Origin of the sequence: Paenibacillus cymbidii (genome assembly GCF_004764705.1) — a bacterium.
GTDB lineage: Bacteria > Bacillota > Bacilli > Paenibacillales > NBRC-103111 > Paenibacillus_AN > Paenibacillus_AN cymbidii.
Window position 1 is genome coordinate 191,599 of sequence record NZ_SHLX01000014.1, and the last position, 18,207, is coordinate 209,805.

General features: G+C 56.9%; 16 protein-coding genes. 14 read left to right on the top strand and 2 right to left on the bottom strand.

The features are described 5' to 3' along the window. Nucleotides 1-160 precede the first annotated feature (160 nt). From EXY20_RS20090 to EXY20_RS20135, 10 genes are all read left to right on the top strand, one after another. Nucleotides 161-1,468, top strand: coding sequence for an S-layer homology domain-containing protein (locus tag EXY20_RS20090; RefSeq protein ID WP_135553886.1), 1,308 nt, complete (start codon nucleotides 161-163; stop codon nucleotides 1,466-1,468). Nucleotides 1,469-1,977: 509 nt separating this feature from the next. Next, nucleotides 1,978-2,781: a class I SAM-dependent methyltransferase gene (locus EXY20_RS20095; RefSeq protein WP_135553887.1), complete on the top strand. Its 804-nt coding sequence runs from the start codon at nucleotides 1,978-1,980 to the stop codon at nucleotides 2,779-2,781. Nucleotides 2,782-2,806: 25 nt separating this feature from the next. Then, entirely contained in the window at nucleotides 2,807-3,664 is an 858-nt protein-coding gene (locus tag EXY20_RS20100) for a carbon-nitrogen hydrolase family protein (RefSeq protein ID WP_135553888.1), read from the top strand. 36 nt (nucleotides 3,665-3,700) lie between these two features. After that, complete coding sequence (locus EXY20_RS20105) at nucleotides 3,701-4,372, top strand: GNAT family N-acetyltransferase (protein WP_135553889.1); 672 nt, start codon at nucleotides 3,701-3,703, stop codon at nucleotides 4,370-4,372. Nucleotides 4,373-4,423: 51 nt separating this feature from the next. After that, the gene (locus EXY20_RS20110) at nucleotides 4,424-5,095 is read left to right on the top strand and encodes a GNAT family N-acetyltransferase (RefSeq protein WP_135553890.1); all 672 of its coding nucleotides are present in this window, start codon (nucleotides 4,424-4,426) and stop codon (nucleotides 5,093-5,095) included. Between the two features lie 598 nt (nucleotides 5,096-5,693). Further along, entirely contained in the window at nucleotides 5,694-7,331 is a 1,638-nt protein-coding gene (locus EXY20_RS20115) for a type 2 periplasmic-binding domain-containing protein (RefSeq protein ID WP_235886108.1), read from the top strand. Nucleotides 7,332-7,441: 110 nt separating this feature from the next. Next, nucleotides 7,442-8,413, top strand: coding sequence for an ABC transporter permease (locus tag EXY20_RS20120; RefSeq protein ID WP_207671304.1), 972 nt, complete (start codon nucleotides 7,442-7,444; stop codon nucleotides 8,411-8,413). Then, the gene (locus tag EXY20_RS20125; protein WP_135553892.1) at nucleotides 8,407-9,294 is read left to right on the top strand and encodes a carbohydrate ABC transporter permease; all 888 of its coding nucleotides are present in this window, start codon (nucleotides 8,407-8,409) and stop codon (nucleotides 9,292-9,294) included. The genes EXY20_RS20120 and EXY20_RS20125 overlap by 7 nt, the downstream gene beginning before the upstream one ends. A 70-nt stretch (nucleotides 9,295-9,364) precedes the next feature. Beyond that, nucleotides 9,365-11,623, top strand: coding sequence for a helix-turn-helix domain-containing protein (locus tag EXY20_RS20130; RefSeq protein ID WP_135553893.1), 2,259 nt, complete (start codon nucleotides 9,365-9,367; stop codon nucleotides 11,621-11,623). Between the two features lie 196 nt (nucleotides 11,624-11,819). After that, a complete protein-coding gene (locus EXY20_RS20135; protein WP_135553894.1) occupies nucleotides 11,820-12,581 on the top strand; it encodes a MerR family transcriptional regulator in 762 nt (253 codons plus the stop codon). A 72-nt stretch (nucleotides 12,582-12,653) separates the two neighbouring features. Here EXY20_RS20135 and EXY20_RS20140 read toward each other — a convergent pair whose 3' ends face one another. Beyond that, nucleotides 12,654-12,971 (bottom strand): hypothetical protein, encoded by a 318-nt coding sequence (locus EXY20_RS20140; protein WP_235886113.1) that lies wholly within the window; start codon nucleotides 12,969-12,971, stop codon nucleotides 12,654-12,656. Nucleotides 12,972-13,164: 193 nt separating this feature from the next. On the opposite strand from EXY20_RS20140, the gene EXY20_RS20145 reads away from it, so the two are divergent. Further along, nucleotides 13,165-13,614, top strand: a complete 450-nt coding sequence (locus EXY20_RS20145) for a GNAT family N-acetyltransferase (protein WP_167859384.1) — start codon at nucleotides 13,165-13,167, stop codon at nucleotides 13,612-13,614. 84 nt (nucleotides 13,615-13,698) lie between these two features. Here EXY20_RS20145 and EXY20_RS20150 read toward each other — a convergent pair whose 3' ends face one another. Further along, nucleotides 13,699-15,006: an aminotransferase class I/II-fold pyridoxal phosphate-dependent enzyme gene (locus EXY20_RS20150; RefSeq protein WP_135553896.1), complete on the bottom strand. Its 1,308-nt coding sequence runs from the start codon at nucleotides 15,004-15,006 to the stop codon at nucleotides 13,699-13,701. Between the two features lie 1,058 nt (nucleotides 15,007-16,064). Here EXY20_RS20150 and EXY20_RS20155 point away from each other — a divergent pair. Genes EXY20_RS20155 through EXY20_RS20165 form a run of 3 tightly spaced genes read left to right on the top strand, consistent with a single transcriptional unit; the run spans nucleotide 16,065 to nucleotide 18,205 of the window. Continuing rightward, nucleotides 16,065-16,838 (top strand): ABC transporter permease, encoded by a 774-nt coding sequence (locus EXY20_RS20155; protein WP_135553897.1) that lies wholly within the window; start codon nucleotides 16,065-16,067, stop codon nucleotides 16,836-16,838. A 2-nt stretch (nucleotides 16,839-16,840) separates the two neighbouring features. After that, entirely contained in the window at nucleotides 16,841-17,626 is a 786-nt protein-coding gene (locus EXY20_RS20160; RefSeq protein ID WP_135553898.1) for an ABC transporter permease, read from the top strand. Nucleotides 17,627-17,638: 12 nt separating this feature from the next. Next, the gene (locus EXY20_RS20165; protein ID WP_135553899.1) at nucleotides 17,639-18,205 is read left to right on the top strand and encodes a GNAT family N-acetyltransferase; all 567 of its coding nucleotides are present in this window, start codon (nucleotides 17,639-17,641) and stop codon (nucleotides 18,203-18,205) included. The last annotated feature ends 2 nt before the right edge of the window (nucleotides 18,206-18,207 follow it).

Here is an 18,207-nt window from a genome sequence, read left to right on the forward strand (position 1 = left end):
CGATTATGGCTTCTAATCTTATTTTAACATTTTTTCGAGCACCCCCTCAAATCGATCGCACCGGGCGAAACCTTTACCATAACCGGACACTTCGCGAAGCGGTTTGGATAAGCAAGGCCAAGTCGAATACTTATTCCACGTAAAAAGGAGATCTAATCATATGACACGGTATATACCTTACAAAAAGATGCTCATTACGGGGCTGACGGCTGCCATGCTCGTCGGCGGCGCAGGCTCTGCGTTTGCGAACGGCAACGGGAATGATCGCGGCAACAACGGCAACGCAAAAAATGCGTTCAACTTCAGCCAGAAGGACAACGGCAAAAACGACCGCGACAACAAAAAGTCCGGCAATCTGCAAGTAATTCCGGCCTCCAGCGGCAAACAAAACATCCAAATCGGCAATCATAACACGCAAATCATTATGAACTTCGGCGACGTGACCGGCGGCGACGTCGAATGGGCGATCAAAAACATCGCCAGCCTGGCCGCCAAACGCGTCTTCGAAGGCTACGACGACGGCACGTTCCGTCCGCGCCAGACGATCACGCATATTGAAGCGATTACGGCGGCGGTGCGGCTGATGGGCTTGCGCGATCAGGCGGAATCGGCCGAAGAGATGGCGACCGACCTCAACTTCAGCGACGCGAACAAGGTGAAGCAAAAATATCCGTGGGCGATCGGTTATGTAGCCGTTGCCGCGGAAAACGATCTTTTCCTGGAAACCGATACCGCCGTCGAACCGGAAAAGCCGGCCGACCGTCTGTGGGCAACGACGCTGCTCGTGAAGGCGCTCAAGCTCGAGGACGAAGCCAAAGCGAAAATGAACACGAAGCTGAGCTTCAAGGACGCGAACAAAATTCCCGCCGGGTCCGTCGGTTATATCGCGGTTGCGGTCGAGAAAGGTCTTGTAAACGGTTATGAGGACAATACGTTCCGTCCGGACCGCCCTGTAACGCGCGCCGAGCTGGCTGCGCTGCTGGACCGCACGAGCGACCAACTGCCGCAGGACGGCGCCCTCGCCGGCACGCTGGCGGCCATTCCTAACGGCAACTCGCTCTCCGTCGTACAAGACGGTCAAACGTATACGGCGGCGCTTGATCCGAACGCGTTCATTTTCCGCGGCGGCGTCAAAGTGGCAGCGTCCGCGCTGCAAGTCGGCGACGAAGTGAGAGTGCGCCTGTACAACAACGTCATCATCTTCGTCGATGTAACGAAGCAGGCCGGCACAACGACAACGCCGCAAACGTTTACGGCCGCAGGCACGCTGAACGCGATCACGCACAACTCGCAAGGCCAGATCGCCACGGTTGCCATCAACCAGGCGGTATACGGCGGGACGCAAGTATCGCTGTACAACGTATCGCCCAGCCTGACCATTATCGGCAATGCGGCGCTGCTTGTTCCGAATCAGGCGGTCGAGCTGAAAGGAAGCAATTCCATCGTCACCTCGATCGAAATTAAATAGACCCGATTCGGATTGGATGGGGAGCCTGTGAAAAAGGAAGAACCGCCCGACTTGTCGCCCCGCGCGACAAGCTTCGGCGGTTCTTTGCGTTTGCGGGCAAACGTTTGGGATTCGGCGTCCGGCATTGTATAATGACAGCAGGAATTGGCACCGCAGAACTTAGGGCGTGTTTGAACACCCGCTCAGGTGCATCCAGCACCGCCTTTTCGCCCCCCTGCTGCGTGAGGGTGTGTCTGGTAACCCGCTCAGGTATCTTGCACCGCCTTTTCGCCCCCTGCTGCGTCAGTTTTGCTTGACTTACCCCCGGTAAGCCTGCGCAAAACTTCCTTGCATGGAACGAAAATTCGGCACAATCTGCTGTCCTCGGGGTCCCCAGACACACCCAGTTTTGCTTGACTTACCCCCGGTAAGCCTGCGCAAAACTTCCTTGCATGGAACGAAAATTCGGTCCAATCTGCTGTCTTCGGAGTATTCAAACACGCCCTAGGAATCAAGCGACGGAGGTTTTCATGCCAGACAATCAAGAGATGAGCCGGGCCAACGTGGCGGCGTGGAACGACCGGCCTTACGCCGCCTGGCTGAACCGCCACGGCACGCCGGCCGAAGCCGCCGCCCGCATCGCTCGCGATCCGGCATCCCGGCTCGGCACGGTGCGGCCGTACCTCGGCGAGCTGCGCGGCAAACGGGCGATCAACCCGCTCGGGTCGTTCGGCGGCAAGGCGGTGGCGATGGCGCTGCTCGGCGCCGAAGCGACGGTCGTCGACATCGCCGAAGGCAACGCGCGATACGCCCGCGAACTGGCCGAAGCGGCAGGGGTGCCGCTGCGCTACATCGTCGCCGACGTGCTTGCGCTGCCGGAGCCGGAACTGACCGGACAGTACGACATCGTGCTGATGGAGTTCGGCATTTTGCACTATTTTCTCGATCTGGCGCCGCTCATGACCGTCGTCTTCGGGCTGTTGGCGCCGGGCGGACGATTCGCGCTGCAGGATTTCCATCCGTTCACCACGAAGCTGATCGAGTCGCGCGGCACGCGCCATACGACGCGCAAGCACAAAATAAGCGGCGATTATTTCGACGATACGGTGCATGAGGCGGAGGTGCCGTACGGCAAATTTTTGCCCGAAGCGGAACGGACCGACCTCGGCAAAGTGCGCGAGCGGTTCTGGACGCTCGGCGAAATCGTCACTTCGGCGGCGGAAGCCGGCCTTGTCGTCAAGGCGCTCAAGGAAGAGCCGAACCAGTCGTCGGACGTGTACGACAAAGGCATTCCGAAGTCGTTTACGCTGATCGCCGACAAGCCGGAACGCTGAACACAAGAGGGGAGAAACCGTATTTATGAAAATTCGCGTCAGCGCCGTTCAATACGAGCTCCGCACGATTCGCAATTTTGGCGAATTTGCCGCGCAGGTGGAACACTATGTCAAGACGGCGCAGGAGTTCGGAGCGGACTTCGTGCTGTTTCCGGAATTTTTCACCACGCAGCTGCTGTCTATCGGCGACGAACAAGGCCATGCGCTGCCGATCGGCGCGCTGCCCGATTTTACCGTGATGTACACGGCGTTGTTCCGCAAGCTTGCGGCGGATACGAACATGTATCTTATCGGCGGCACGCATGTCCTGCGCAAAAACGACAAGCTGTACAACGTGGCGCATCTGTTTTATCCGGACGGCCGGGTGGCGGAGCAGGCGAAGCTGCACATTACGCCGACCGAAGTCAAGGAGTGGCACATGCAGCCGGGCGAAACGTTCGACGTGTTCGAGACGGACAAAGGCGTCGTGTCGCTGCTGACGTGCTACGACATCGAGTTTCCGGAAATCGTGCGCATGGCCAAGGCCAAAGGGGCGGACATCATCTTCTGTCCGTCGTGCACCGACGACCGACACGGCTTTCACCGCGTCCGGTACACGTGCCATGCCCGCACGATCGAGAACCAGCTGTATGTCGTCACGACCGGTACGGTCGGCTCGCTGCCGACGGTCGATTTCATGCGCGCCAACTTCGGGCAGGCGGCGATCATTTCACCGAACGACATCCCGTTCCCGCCGCGCGGCATCGTCGCCGAAGGGGAACTGAACCAGGATATGATCGTGACGGGCGACCTCGATCTTTCGCTGCTGTACCAGGTGCGGGAGAGCGGTTCGGTTACGACGTGGCGCGACCGGCGGACCGACCTGTACCCCGATTGGAAATGAGCAAGGAAATAAGCTTGCCAGGCAGGAGGTAAGGCGATGTATCGGCAGACGTACTACACCTTCGACGAACACAATAAACCGGTGTCGATGACGATCCGCAATTACACGGCATCCGACTTCGACGAACTGATCGACATCCAGCGCGAATGCTTCCCGCCGCCGTTTCCGTCCGAGCTGTGGTGGAACAAGGAGCAGTTGAGGCAGCATGTCGACCGGTTCCCGCAGGGCGCGCTTTGCGTGGAAATCGGCGGCAAGCTCGTCGGATCGATGACCGCGCTGATCGTGCGTTACGATCCGGCGCATCCGTTGCATACGTGGGCGGACATTACCGATAACGGCTACATCCGCAACCATGACATGGCCGGCGATACGCTGTACGTCGTCGATATCAGCGTCCGGCCTTCGTATCGCAGGCACGGCATCGGCAAATGGCTGATGCAGGGGATGTACGCGCTGGTCGTGCACCTCGATCTCGACCGGCTGCTTGGCGGCGGACGCATGTCCGGCTACGGCAAAGTGGCGCACGAGATGAGCGCCGAACGTTATGCCGAAGCGGTGGTGGCCGGCGAGCAACGCGATCCGGTAATTACGTTCCTGCTGCGCTGCGGGCGCACGCCGGTTGCCGTTGTGCCCGATTATTTGCCCGACGAGGAAAGCCGCAATTACAGCCTGCTGATGGAATGGCGCAACCCGTTCCGGCACGGCTGAAGCTTCGCTGCAGAATCCCTTACAAACATGTTCGAAGGAGAATACGAAATAATGGATTACATACGCATTCAAACGATTGACGACCCGCTGTTTGCACAAATGCATCGGATGATGCAAACGATTTTTCCCGGCGAGGAGGTGCTGGCGTTCGACTTGTGGGCGGAGCCGCTGGCGGACGAAGGTTTGCGCGTGTATGTCGCCGTCCGCGAAGGCGAAGTCGTTGGCGCCACCGAATACCGCTACGTGCCGGACTTGCAGGTGGCGATGACCGACTTTACGATCATCGGCCGCGAGCAGCTTGGCGTCGGACCGTTCCTGGCGCGGCGCCGGCGCGAGGATTTGCTGCGCTGGGTGGCGGCAGAGAAAGGCAAGCTGCTTGGCATGTTCGCGGAGATATACAACCCTTACGTGTCGGGCGACCATGAGTTCGGCGGCGTCAAAGCGATGAACCCGTTCGTTCGCCGCGAAGTGCTGGCGCATCTCGGTTACCGCCGGCTCGATTTCGCTTACGTGCATCCGTCGTGGAACAACGACGGCGAAGCGGTAAGCGGGCTCGACTTGTGTTTCCTGAGCGAGGACCCCGAGCAGGCCGATCTGCCGGCTTCGCTCGTTCATCGTTTCTTATCGTGGTACTATGCGATTTTGCCGAACAAGCCGGAATCGTGGACCGCGATGATGGACGGACTCGCTGAGCGCGGAGAGCTCAAACTGTTGCCGTTGTAAGCAGGAGAAGAGGAGATTTCGCCTTGCGGCGGGGTCTCTTTTTTTTGACAAATAGGGCCTATTTTGGCAGGATGCTTGTTCGGAGCGGCACAAAAAGCGAATTTGTTAGTTGGCGTTAGGGGAGAATGCCGCGTTTTTGCAACGTGCCAGCTTTGCGGTGTTTCAAATAGAGGCGATTGGGCGGGAGCGGAGAGCGGGGGGTGGTATGGAGAAGCGATAGCGTTCGCCTTTGTTTTCCGGATTCCTCCTTGGCGTAATTGTTCAAAGAATCCGGAAAACAAGAAGCGATCGGAATACCACCCCCCGGGCGCAGCGGGAGCCGATTTCGCCGGTTGCTCTTTGCTCTCCTCCCGGGCAAAAAACTTACTATTCTCTACCGGCTTAGCATTTTCTACAAGGCGAAACCCTTGCGACATAAGGGTTCTTCGCAATATCCACCATTTTGCTGCGAAAAAGCCAAGCCAAATGAAAACGCTTCGTTTACAGACGATGAAAGCGTTTTTACAATGGGGACTGTACCGGTCAGGCACCAGGTCAATCACCAAAAGGAATAACCGGCACCTCATTTCGGGAATCTATCAAAGGGAGGAAACAAGAAGTGCCAAACAAGAAAAAACAGGTAGCGGTACTTTCCGCGGTCGCGTTGGTAGCGTCCTTCGTCGCCGGCTGCGGCGGCGGAAGCGGAACGAAAGGAAATGCGGGATCGACCGCTTCGTCGTCCCCGGCGGCATCGACCGCCGCATCCGCGGCTCCATCGGCTGCGCCGAACGCGAAGCTGGGCGATACGGGAGGACTGAAGCTGCCGATCGTCGACAAGCCGACAACGTTGTCCATTATGGTCGTTGCCGACAATACGAACCTTAACGATTCCATGGTGGTCAAGGAAATCGAAAAACGTACCGGTGTCAAGCTCGACGTGCAAGCGTATTCAGCCCAAACGTTTAACGATAAATTGAAAATTGTCGTCGCTTCCGGCAAACTGCCCGATATTTTCCACGGGTTGTCGCTGAGCGAAGTCAACAAGATGGGCCTGCAAGGGGCGCTTGAGCCGATCAACAAACATTTGAACGATTTGCCCAACTTCAAGAAGCTTTACGTCGACAATGCGGATAACAACTGGGTGATGAAATCGTTCTCGGATGATAAAAGCAATATTTATTCCTGGCCGATTTACGGCTTGCAGCGCGATGTCAACCACGGCTTCCTGTACCGCAAGGACATTTTCGACAAGCTGAGCATCAAGGAATGGACGAATAATGACGAGTTCTACAATGCGCTGAAGAAGCTGAAGGAAGCGTACCCGCAATCGTTCCCGTATGCGTCCAAAACAAAGGAGAACATTCTCGTTGACTGGGCGTACGGCTGGGGGATCGGCAGCGCCGGCTTCCCGGCATACTACGACGAGAAGGACAAAACGTGGAAGCTCCAGTATACACAGCCTGAATATAAAGCGATGCTCGATTTCATGAAGAAGCTGTACAACGAAGGGCTGCTCGACCCGGAATTTATTACGGATACCGACGCTTCCTGGACGGCAAAAATGACGACGGACAAATCGTTCGTGACGTTCGACTGGATCGGACGGCTGGATCAGTTCGCAAACCAGGTCAAATCGCAAAATCCGGCCTACAATCTGCGCTACGGCAATCCGGTAGGACCGACTGGCAACATCCGTTCGCTTCCGAAGGTGGACAATTTCGGCATCGCGGTCGCAAACAACGACAAAAAAGACATTGCGCTGAAACTGCTCGATTATTTGACCAGCCCGTCCGGCAGCGAGTTGATCACAATGGGGATCGAGGGCGAAACGTATAACCTCGTAAACGGCAAACCGGTTTATCCGGAGCTGAAGGATGCGCCGAACGTCGACATCAAAACGCTGGAGCAAAAGTACGGCATGTGGGTGCAGGGGATGTATCTTCGTCCGGATCACCGCAGCGTCTACTACAATTTTACGGAGAAAGAACAGGAAGCGCAGGACAAGATCAACAAGGCGAAGAAGTTCGAAGCGCTTGACCCGGTGCTCAAATTTTCCGACGAAGAAACGAAAACGATCGCCGAGCTTCGCGCGCAAATGGTCAAGGCGGCCAACGAGTTTTCCACGAAATATATCATGAAGAAAGAATTTGGCGACGCGCAATGGGAAGAATGGAAACAATCGGCCCAGAAGCTGGGTGCCGCGAGGTACGTCGACGCCTACAATTCGGCGCAAAAACGGTTCAACGAAGCCAAATAACAGGGAAGCCAAATAACAGGATACGCGTCACCGCTTGAGATCGGCGGCACCCGGGTGAAGCGGATTCGGGTGCCCTTCCTTCTCTGTTGCGACACGCGGAGGGACAACTTATGCCAACCACACATTCGGAGATCGGCCCCGGCCCGCTGCGGCCCCCCGGCAAACCTCGTTCCGGGCTTTCTTCCCTATGGAACCATATAAGACGAGACCGGCAATTGCTGATATTGCTTCTGCCATGTTTAGCATTCTACGCCTTGTTCCGGTACGGCCCGATTTACGGACTTATTATCGCATTCAAGGACTACAACGTGTACGAGGGCATCCTTGGCAGCAAGTGGGTCGGCCTGGAACATTTTCGCCGGTTCTTCGACAGTCCTGATTTTTGGCTGCTGTTCAAAAACACCTTCCTGCTCGGCTTGTTTACGCTCCTCTGGGCGTTCCCGTTCCCGATCATTTTCGCCGTTTTGTTGAATGAAGTGCGCAATGTCAAGTTCAGGAAGGCGGTGCAAACGTTCAGCTATTTGCCGGCTTTTCTGTCGGTTGTGATCGTATGCAGCATGGTGACCGATTTCCTGTCGCCGACGCACGGCCTGATCAATACTGCGCTCAAGGCGCTGGGATTGAACAGCATTTATTTTATGGCGTCGCCGGAATGGTTCCGCACGGTGTTTATTTCTTCGGAAATTTGGCAGCATATGGGCTATGAAGCGATTATTTATTTGGCGGCGATCGCCGGAATCGATCCGACCTTGTACGAAGCGGCCAAGGTGGACGGCGCGAAACGCTGGCATATGATGCGGTACATTACGGTGCCGAGCATCATGCCAACGATTTTAATTTTATTTATTATCAAAAGCGGTTCGGTGTTTCGGATCGGCTACGAGAAGGTGCTGCTGTTGTACAACCCGATGACCTATGAAGTGGCGGACGTCTTTTCGACCTATGTGTACCGAAAAGGGCTGCTGGAGACGAATTACAGTTACGCGGCGGCGGTCGGCTTGTTCGAGGCGCTCATCGCGCTCGTCATGCTGCTCATTTCCAATGCGGTCAGCAAGAGAGCGGGAGGAAGAGGGCTATGGTAACAAAAGGCGTAACAAGGGGCGGATGGGACAAACGTTTCTCCTTCTTCGATGTCGTTCTTGCCGTCGTGCTGAGCCTGGTCGCCGTCGTCACGCTTTATCCGGTGTTGTACATCGTTGCGGTATCGTTCAGCGATACGGCTTATATTGTGCAGAATAAAGTGGTTTTATGGCCGAGGGGCTTTAATCTCGACGCGTATAAGCAAATCCTCGAGAGCCCGAAAATTCCGCGCGCCTACTGGAACACGATCAAGTATACCTCGACGGGGACGTTCATTAACCTGCTGATGACGGCGGTGGCGGCCTACCCGTTGTCGCGCCCGGGCATGGTTGGAAGAAAGTTTTTTATGGTGGCGATCGTGCTGACGATGTTTCTGAACGGCGGCATCATCCCGACGTTCCTCATTGTGCAGAAGCTGAACCTGATCGATTCGATCTGGGCGATCGTGCTGCCGAATGCGATCTGGACGGTCGAACTGCTCATCATGAAAAGCTTCTACGAAAACATGTCGCCTGCCCTGCGCGAATCTGCGGTCATGGACGGGGCATCCGAATACCGTGTGCTTTTCCATATCGTCATCCCGCTGTCCAAGCCGGCGCTTGCGTCTATCGGCCTTTTCTTTTTCATGGGCCACTGGAACAGCTTCTTCCTCCCGATGATTTATTTCAACGATGTCAAGCTTTATCCGCTGCAGGTTGTGCTTCGCGACATGCTGCTCTTCGATACGAACAAGCAGGCGGGGGCGATCGAGCAGGCGTTGATTGCGCCGCAAGCGCTGAAGAATGCAACGATTTTCATCTCGATGGTGCCGGTGCTGCTGATTTATCCGTTCGCGCAAAAATATTTTGCCCAGGGCATTATGCTCGGATCCGAAAAGGGATAACGCCCCCCTTTGTCGAAACTTAGGTTGGACGCGGGAGGCTTCCCGTTGTTTCCATAGGGGGGAAGCACGGATGACAGCGATGAGATGGATGGCAAACAGGGGCTTCCTCAAAATTTTTACGGCGCTTCTGCTGATTGTGGCGATCATGTTCGTTTCCAATTATATGGTTTATAAACGCTCCATCTCCGGCATCTACGACCAGGTGAGCGAAAACAACCGATTGGTCGTCCGCAATATCGTCCGTATCTTCGAAGAGAGCTTCGTCAACATCCGCGACATGACCGAAACGATCCAGAAGCTGCCGTATTCGACCTGGAATGCAAGCGGCGCGAATTCCGGGGCGGACGACATGGCGGAAATTTATTTGATGAAACGTTCGCTTGGCGAAATCGTGCCGCGAATCGATTATATCGAAGAGGTTGTCGTCTTCAACAATTACTCCGATCTTGCCGTTACCACAGCCGGAACGATCCATCTGAAGGAACTGTTCCGGCTGAACTTCAGCAATCCGCTGTACAACTATGAGTTTTGGACTACTTACGGGAACAGCATGCATGCGTCCAAAGTGTTTCCCGCGGGCTGGTATAGCCAATGGAGCAGCGATTCGGGAGCGGTCAACCAGAATCCGCGCAAGCTGCTGGTCGTGTCGAGCGGCAATCAGCTCTACAATCCGAACGTCCTGGTGTTTCTCGATGTGAGCAAGCTGCTGGAGCACGTCAATCAGAAAGCGATGATGCAGGGAACCTCGCTCGTGATCCTCGACAAGGAGCGCAATGTCATTCTCGGTACGGAGGAATCGCTGAATCTCGTGGATGTGCTGAGCGAGCTGAGCGACAAGCCGGGACAGGAATCGACGGTCAAAAAAACCGGCTACGAGTACACGATCTACGAAACCGACTATTTCACGTATATCAACAAAGTGCCGTATCGGTTCGCCGACCTGAACCCGGTAACGAAGGCCAATCAGCGGATTATTATGATTGCGATCGCCTTTGCCGTTCTGTTATCGGGCGTGCTCAGCCTTTACTTGTATAAGCCGATACGGATTCTTTTCAAGCTGATGGGCGGGCGCGACCCGCGGGAAATCGATTTTCGCGCGATCGGCGCGGGGATCGTCAGACTGAAGGAGGAAAACGAGGCGTTTCAGGCCCGCCTGGACGAGGCCGACGCGGATCTGGCGCGGAACGCGTTCGTAGGTGCGCTGACGAACAGCGCGTTGTCGCGGGAAGGGGAGCAGCGGCTGCGGCGGATGATCGCCGAACAGGTGCAACAGCCTTATTTTGTGATGGCCGCGTTTCAGCTCAAGACGGGAGGGAGCGGCGAGCTGGAGCAGCCGATCGAACCTGGCCGGACGCTTGCGGCGATCCGCAGCGGCCTGCTCGCGACGGACAGCAGCGCGGCGGCGTTTCAGGCCGGGGAAAATCTGTTTCTCGCAGCGATTGGCGTCGGCTCGCCGGCGGAGCGGGAGCAAACGCTCAAGCGGCTGCGTTGCTTCGTCAAGCTGGCGGAGAAGGACGTGTGGAGCGGTTTTGCCGTGCTTGCGGCGGTCAGCCGGACGTATCCGGCCAAGATCGAGCATCTTGGCAAGTCGTATCGCGACGTCACGGAAGGCTTTGCCCGTCGCAACATCGGGGCGAAGGAAACCGTCATCGACGTGCCGGCGATCCGCCCGGTGTGGCGCGTCTATTTTCCGCTCGACGAGGCGGAGAAGCTGCCCCGTTATCTCGCGGGCGGCAACTTGCATGAATGCGAACGGTTGATCGACGACATTTTCGCCCATAATGCAGAACGCGGCATTCACTATCACCAATTGCTGTCTGTTGCCAAAACGATGTTCTACGACATGCTGCAATTGCTTGAGGCTGGCGAACCGAAGGGGAATCTTGCGCTGGAGGCGGCGTTTGCGCGGCGAACGGAGGACGCATTCGGACACGAGGACATTCGCGAGGCGCTGCTGCAGGCGATGCGGGCGATAGCGGACAACGTTCGGCGCGAAGTCAGAAGCAAACTGGACGCGGCTTCCGTGGCCCGGTATATCGATCTTCACTACATGGATCATTTGCATTTGGACCATATGGCGGAGCAGATGGAGACAAGCGCGAAATATTTTTCGAATTATTTCAAAAAAACGTTCGGCGTCAACTTTGTCGATTACGTCAATAAAGTGCGGTTGTCCCATGCGAAAGAGCTGCTGAAAAATCCGGAGCTGTCCGTTGCCGAAATCGGAGAAAAGATCGGGTATTTGAACTCGACCACGTTCACGACCACGTTCAAAAAATATGTTGGCCTGTCGCCGAGCGAATTCCGCCGCAATCTGTCGGGCGGCTGACAGCGAAATGTATCTATCGCCTCCTTTGCGGAGGCTTTTTTTTAAGATTTGGGTATTGACCTTGACGCTGCGTCAACGTGTACGATGAAAAGGCCAAGGCTGGTCGTTCGCCCTGGTCGTCAGCTCCGCTGACTGCTCGGGTATGCGTCCAACCTGGCGGCGAACTGCTCGCCCATGCATCCGGGGAGGAATGAACATGGAATATACCGTGCAGAAGCTGGCCCTCCTGGCAGGCGTCAGCACCCGGACGCTGCGGTATTACGACAGCATCGGGCTGCTCTCGCCGGCGAGGGTCAGCTCGTCGGGCTACCGCATTTACGGTTCGCGAGAGGTGGACCGGCTGCAGCAAATCATGTTTTACCGCGAGCTGGGCGTCAGCCTGGAGGAAATCGGCGAGCTGCTGGCCTCGCCCGATTACGACGCGGACCTGGCGCTGCGGCAGCATCGCGCGAAGCTGCTGGCGCGCCGGGACCAATTGGACGCGCTGATCGCCAATGTCGATATGACGCTGGCACAGCGGGAAGGGAGAGCAACAATGAGCGACAAGATGAAGTTCGAAGGCTTCAAGCAGAAGCTGATCGACGACAACGAGCGGCAATACGGCCGGGAGGCGCGGGCCAGATACGGCGACGAGCAGGTCGACAAAGCGAACGCCAAAATCAAAGGCATGTCCGAAAAGCAATATGCCGAAGTCGAGCAATTGGCGCAGGATGTGCATGCGGCGCTGGCGACCGCGTTTGCGACGGGCGATCCGGCCGGCGAGCTGGCCCAGAAGGCCGCCGACCTGCACCGGCAATGGCTGTGTTACTACTGGGACAGCTACAGCAAGGAAGCGCATGCCGGTCTTGCGCAAATGTACGTCGACGACGAACGCTTCACCGCCTACTACGACAAGGACCAGCCGGGCATTGCCGTGTTCCTGCGGGATGCGGTGCGCATTTACACCGGCGTGAAGTAAGCGGTGCGCAAGCAGCGGCACGAGGAGGCTACCCGATCGCCGGGTAGCCTTTTTGCGCGGCGGCGGGCGTGTTTAGAAGAAGAATGCGTTGTTGCCGGGAAATCCGCCAAAGCCGAAGCCGGGACCGCCAAAACCGAAGCCGGGACCGCCAAAACCAAAGCCGTCAAAACCTCCGAACCCGAAAGGCCTCGTACCGATCGCAAGCAAATCGAACAGCACGAGAGGAATAATCGCTTTCGTGCGGACTTTTCCTTTCGCTTGTTCCAGGATCAGCTTGCTGCCGCTGATGCGCACAAGCTTGCCGGAAATGCGCGAGCCGTCTTTTTTGATTGCATAAATCGTTTTGCCGACGAGCGGCAAGACGTCTTTCCGCTGGATGGTTTGCATGATGTACATCCACCTCCTCCCGCCAGTTTCGATCCGGTTGCATGTTTATCCTATGCGACTTTCGTCCAAACGATTGGATTCGAACGCTATCTCCTTGGCAAATGTGCGGATAACCATTCGTTTCCGCCGCGGCGCGAATACGATATGGCAAACGCGTCCGCAGACGTCAATGCCGGTGCGAGAAGGGAGGCGGCCTATGATTCGATTGCGCATCCCCCGTAAGGACGACGCATCCATCACCCGCATCATTCGCAAGGAACTGCTGCCTTATGCGCGCGAGTCGTTTCCGGATCTGACGGTGACCCGCAAGGAAATGGCCAAACGGCTTCGAAATGCGGTCGTGTTCGTTTCGGCGGAGCCGGGCCGCGCGGCGAGCGGGTTCATCTCGCTGTTTGTTCGAGAGCGTGTGCTCTGGGTCGACATGGTGGCGCTGGATCGGAGCAAGCAGGGGCATGGACTCGGCAAAAAGCTGCTGGCGAGAGCGGAGCTGTTCGGGCGCTCCAGACATTGCCGGACGGTGCAGTTGTACGTCGATCATCAGAACGAAGGCGCGCAGCGGTTCTATGACCGGTGCGACTACACGATGCAGGAATACGTGCCGCCGATTCGCTGCTTCCGGTATGAGAAGCGGCTTATCGCGTTGTAACCGGGCGCGGCTTGCGAGCGCGGCAAAAGGCAAAAGGCCGTCTCGCGGGAGACGGCCTTTTTAATGATCGTGCGGCTTGCAGCACTAGCCGACGACTGCTTTTTCGACGTCCTTGACGCCGCTGTGGATCGTTTGGAACAAGTCTTCGATATCCTTCTCTTCGATGCAGGAGAAAGCGACGCGCAAATCGGTTTCGCCGAGCGCAATCGTGCCGACGCCGTACTTGTCGAGCAGGTGGACGCGCAGCGTTTCGGCATTTACGGTCAGCAGCTTCAGACACATGAAATAACCGGAGTTGAACGGATAGTACTCCCAGACGCCGTCGAACTTGCCGCTGTCGAGCAACGACTTGACGCGGTTGGCGCGGCCTTTCATGATGTCGTACTTCTCTTTCTTCTGCGCTTCGAATTCCGGCGATTGCAGCGCCTTCAGCACGAACGTCTGCGACGGGTGCGGTCCGCTTGAAATGGTGGCGCGGATAATGCCCATCGTCTTCTGCTCCAGCGCGGCCAGAATGGCGTCGTTGCTCGCCGCGTAGGTGATGAAGCCGACGCGGAAGCCCCACACGTACTCTTCCTTGGTTGCTCCGTCAACCTTCACGGCCAGCACGCGCGGATGCACGTCGGCCAGCGCGCCGAACAGCGACTCGTGCAGCGAGTCCTCGAAGAACAAGCCGTAGTACGCGTCGTCCGTGACGGCAACGATGTTGATGCCGGCTTCGGCGCCTTCCTTGATGGCGGCGACGATTTGTTTGCCCTCTTCCGCTCCGGGCGTGTAACCGGTCGGGTTGTTCGGGAAGTTCAGCACGACGATCGCTTTGCCCTTGTCCTTCTGCGCCAGGATGGCGTCGCGAAGGCCCGTTGCGTTGAACGTGCCGGACTCGTTGTACAGCGGGAAATTGACGGTAACGGCGCCGCGGCGGATGCCGAAGGTCAATTCGTAGTTTTCCCAGTTTTTGTCCGGGTAGATGACGGCATCGCCTTCGCCTGCGAACAGGTCCGCCACGATGCTGAGGCCGTGCGTCAGCGCGTTCGTGACGACCGGGTTGCCGAACTTCTTGCCGGCGAGCGACGGCGTTTCGGCGACGATCTTGTTGCGCCATGCGGCGCGGAGCTCGGGTTTGCCGGCCGGCGGCGCGTATTCGTAAATATCTTTGGGCGCATAGGCGGACAAGGTGTCCTGAATCACTTTCAGGTGCATCGGCTGGCCGTTTTCGATGGCGATGCCGATGGTGGCGTTGTATGTTTTGGCTTTCGTTTTGGCTTCCGCGGATTGGCTCAGAATGCCTTCCTTCGGAAAGTAAATTTGTTTGCCCAAGTTCGAAAGCATGTCGAGAATGTGCTTGTTTTCGCGTTCCAGCGTGTCGTTCGCCTGTTTGGCCAATGGATTCATGGGAGGTCATCCTTCCAAAGCGTCATTTTCGCTCAATATTATACCATTTTTGCCGGCACGAGTCACGGATAGATCGCCTGTCGCTTCGCCGGCATCCCGCCGGGAGGCTGCAGGTGCCGGGCAAGCCCGTTTGTTGAGCGGGAAACGATTCGAAACGTGCCGCCTCCCAAAATAGCCCATAAAAAATGGCCTATTTGCCCTTTTCGGCAACGCTCGTCGAAAATAGCCAGTGAAAACACTGGTTATTTTGTCCATTTCACCGCAGAATCGACCATTTCAGCGAAATAGCCAGCGATTTCACTGGCTATTTTGTTGCGATGGCCCGTTTCGGGCGAAATAGCCAATCAAACATGGCTTATTTTGAAACACGTCCAATTAGCCTGCCAAAGAGAGCCGTTTTTCGCTTCGACAACAGGCCGGAAAACAAAAGAGAGTAACGTGTTTGTCCTGCATAGGGGGTTAACTGGCATAGTGTGAAGTTGGAGAGGGAAGGTATTGTTGGAGCGGTGATGGGCGCGCTCATGTAGCACTGGCGTCGCGGCAAACGGGGAGTGAGATGTGGAGCGGCTGTGTTCCATGACGGTGAGAATTTCGGAGAGGCTGTTCTGTTCAAGTGGACCGGCCGGAAAAGGCTGACGAAGGAAGGGAGGGAGCGACGAGCGGCGAGCGGCGAGCGGTATCAGGGGCACGGACGAGTAAACGAATGGTGACGGAGGATAAGGCGGCATAGCGAATAGATGGCGCAACGAGGGCACGGACGATGGAAGGGAAGCGTGGCAAGGCAGCGGCAAGGTAACGAAACCGAGGCGGGTGCAGCAGAACAAACGGAGCCAAAGAAAAACCACACCCATAAACGAAAAAAACGATACAAATAAACCTCGCATCGAGTTAAGTTTCAAAAAATATTCAATATGCAACTCCAAGCAGGAGTTGGTGGTGCTTCGTTTCTTATAATAATAGAATAACACACGGCAAAGAAACAGTCTAGTGTTTTTTTGCGATTTTCGCTATATTTTTTCTGTTGCTTCGAAGGGCCACAATGTAAACCGGAGGTGGATATGGTTTCGATTACGGTCGCACGCAAGTCGTATGCCCGCAATTTGTTGTACCGCAAGGCGCATGTGATGCGCACGCTCGCCAGCATCGTGTTCGGCTTCATCTATGTGTCGGTGTGGACCGGCGTCGGCAAGCCGGAGGCGCTCGGCGAATACGGCATGCAGGGCATGATCAGCTACATCGCCTTTAATCAGGCCTGCATCTGGCTGATGTTTCCGACGAACGGCCTCGGCATGGACGAACTCGTGCGCACGGGCCAAATCTCGCTCGAGCTGCTGAAGCCGATGCACCTGTACCGCTATTTGACCAGCCGGGAATGGGGGCAGATGGCGTATCAGTTCGTCTACACCTCGATCCCCATCTACCTGGTTTACCTGGTCCTGCTTCACATTCGCACTCCGGAACGGCCGGCGACATGGCTGTACACAATGCTGGCGCTGGCCTGCACCGCCTACCTGTCAGTCGCCATCGCTTATTTGATCGGCGTTACGGCGCTCTGGACGACGGAGTCGCGGTTTCTCGGCTACGTCCACCATTCCCTCAACATACTGCTGGGAGGTTTCCTCATCCCGGTCGAATGGCTGCCGGGCTGGCTGCGCGTCATGGCCGTCTACACGCCTTATTCCTGCCTGCAATATTTGCCCACCCGCCTGTACCTGGAAATGGACTCGCCGCTCGTGCTGTGGCGACCGCTGTTCTGGTGCGCGCTGCTGACCGGCGCTTGCTTTGCTTTTACGCATGTCATGCGGCGCAAACTGGAGGTGCAGGGAGGGTGAACATGCTTCGTCTTTATGTACAGCTGGCGCGGGCCAGTTTGCGCGGGCAAATGCAATACAAGTTCAACTTCATCTTTTCCAGCGTGATGGTTGTGTTCATGTTCGGCATCGAATTCGCCACGATTGGCATCGTCGTCGCCCGCTTCGGCGGGATCAAAGGCTGGGATGTGTACCAGGTCGGCTATTTGTTTGCGATCATGATGTTCGTTCGGGCGTTTTACCGGATGCTGGCGGGCGAAGTGAATTATTTCGAAAAATACCTCGTCGAGGGCAACCTCGACCAATTGCTGCTTCGGCCGGTACCGGTGCTGCTCGTCCTGACGACGCGGCAGTTCCGTCCGATGCTCGGCGAGTTGGTGTTGGGCGGCGCAACGATTGCGATTTGCATCGGCCATATGATCGCGGCGGAGCAGGTGACGTGGATCGCGATCCCGCTTACGGCGGTCGTTGTGGTCAGCGGCACGACCATTTTGTTCGCTATCGGGCTAGCGACGGCGACCGTCGGCTTCTGGACACATCGCATCGACGATTTGCAGCGCATGACCGACGACGCCGCATCGACGGCAAGCCGGCTGCCGCTGACGATTTACCCCGGCTGGCTGCGCATCGGCCTGCTGACGGTGGTGCCGACCGGCTTCGCCGCTTACGTGCCGTCGCTGTATGTTATCCGCCACGAAGCCGGCGTCTGGGTTTTGCTGGCCACTTTGGCGGTAGCAGGGGTGCTGCTTGCGGGGGCGCTCAAGTTTTGGCGGTTCGGCATCGCGCATTATCAAAGCACAGGAACGTAAAGGAGGAGCGGCATGATTCACATCGAAACGGCGCGGCTTCGCCTGCGCGACTGGAAGGAAGCGGATCTGGCGCCATTTTGCCGGATGAATGCGGATGAGGAAGTGATGAGGTTCATGCTGAAACCGTTGTCGACGGAAGAAACGACGGCGTTCTATCTATCGATTCGGGCGGAGCATCACGAATGCGGTTATGGGCGATATGCGGTGGAGGAAAAAGAGAGCGGCGCCTGGATCGGGTTTATCGGCTTCCGGCGCGTGACGTTCGAAGCGGAGTTTGCCCCGTGCATCGAAATCGGATGGCGGCTGCAGCAAGCGGCATGGGGGCAAGGGTACGCCACGGAAGGGGCCAAAGCGTGCTTGCGGCACGGCTTTGGGCAGCTTGGCTTTTCGGAAGTGCACAGCTTTACGGCAACCGTCAACCTCCCATCGCAAAATGTGATGAACAAAATCGGTCTGCAGCGGGTCGGTTTGTTCGATCATCCGAAGGTGGAGCCCGGCCACCCGTTGCGGGAGCACGTGCTTTACCGCGCGGACCGGGACAACTGGCTGGCGGCCTTTGAAGGAGGGGGATCGCGATGACG

Coding starts and splice junctions, on each gene's coding strand:
- EXY20_RS20090 (WP_135553886.1), top strand. CDS start 161: ATGACACGGTATATACCTTACAAAAAGATGCTCATTACGGGGCTGACG.
- EXY20_RS20110 (WP_135553890.1), top strand. CDS start 4,424: ATGGATTACATACGCATTCAAACGATTGACGACCCGCTGTTTGCACAA.
- EXY20_RS20100 (WP_135553888.1), top strand. CDS start 2,807: ATGAAAATTCGCGTCAGCGCCGTTCAATACGAGCTCCGCACGATTCGC.
- EXY20_RS20150 (WP_135553896.1), bottom strand. CDS start 15,006: ATGAATCCATTGGCCAAACAGGCGAACGACACGCTGGAACGCGAAAAC.
- EXY20_RS20145 (WP_167859384.1), top strand. CDS start 13,165: ATGATTCGATTGCGCATCCCCCGTAAGGACGACGCATCCATCACCCGC.
- EXY20_RS20155 (WP_135553897.1), top strand. CDS start 16,065: ATGGTTTCGATTACGGTCGCACGCAAGTCGTATGCCCGCAATTTGTTG.
- EXY20_RS20130 (WP_135553893.1), top strand. CDS start 9,365: ATGACAGCGATGAGATGGATGGCAAACAGGGGCTTCCTCAAAATTTTT.
- EXY20_RS20165 (WP_135553899.1), top strand. CDS start 17,639: ATGATTCACATCGAAACGGCGCGGCTTCGCCTGCGCGACTGGAAGGAA.
- EXY20_RS20160 (WP_135553898.1), top strand. CDS start 16,841: ATGCTTCGTCTTTATGTACAGCTGGCGCGGGCCAGTTTGCGCGGGCAA.
- EXY20_RS20120 (WP_207671304.1), top strand. CDS start 7,442: ATGCCAACCACACATTCGGAGATCGGCCCCGGCCCGCTGCGGCCCCCC.
- EXY20_RS20095 (WP_135553887.1), top strand. CDS start 1,978: ATGCCAGACAATCAAGAGATGAGCCGGGCCAACGTGGCGGCGTGGAAC.
- EXY20_RS20125 (WP_135553892.1), top strand. CDS start 8,407: ATGGTAACAAAAGGCGTAACAAGGGGCGGATGGGACAAACGTTTCTCC.
- EXY20_RS20135 (WP_135553894.1), top strand. CDS start 11,820: ATGGAATATACCGTGCAGAAGCTGGCCCTCCTGGCAGGCGTCAGCACC.
- EXY20_RS20105 (WP_135553889.1), top strand. CDS start 3,701: ATGTATCGGCAGACGTACTACACCTTCGACGAACACAATAAACCGGTG.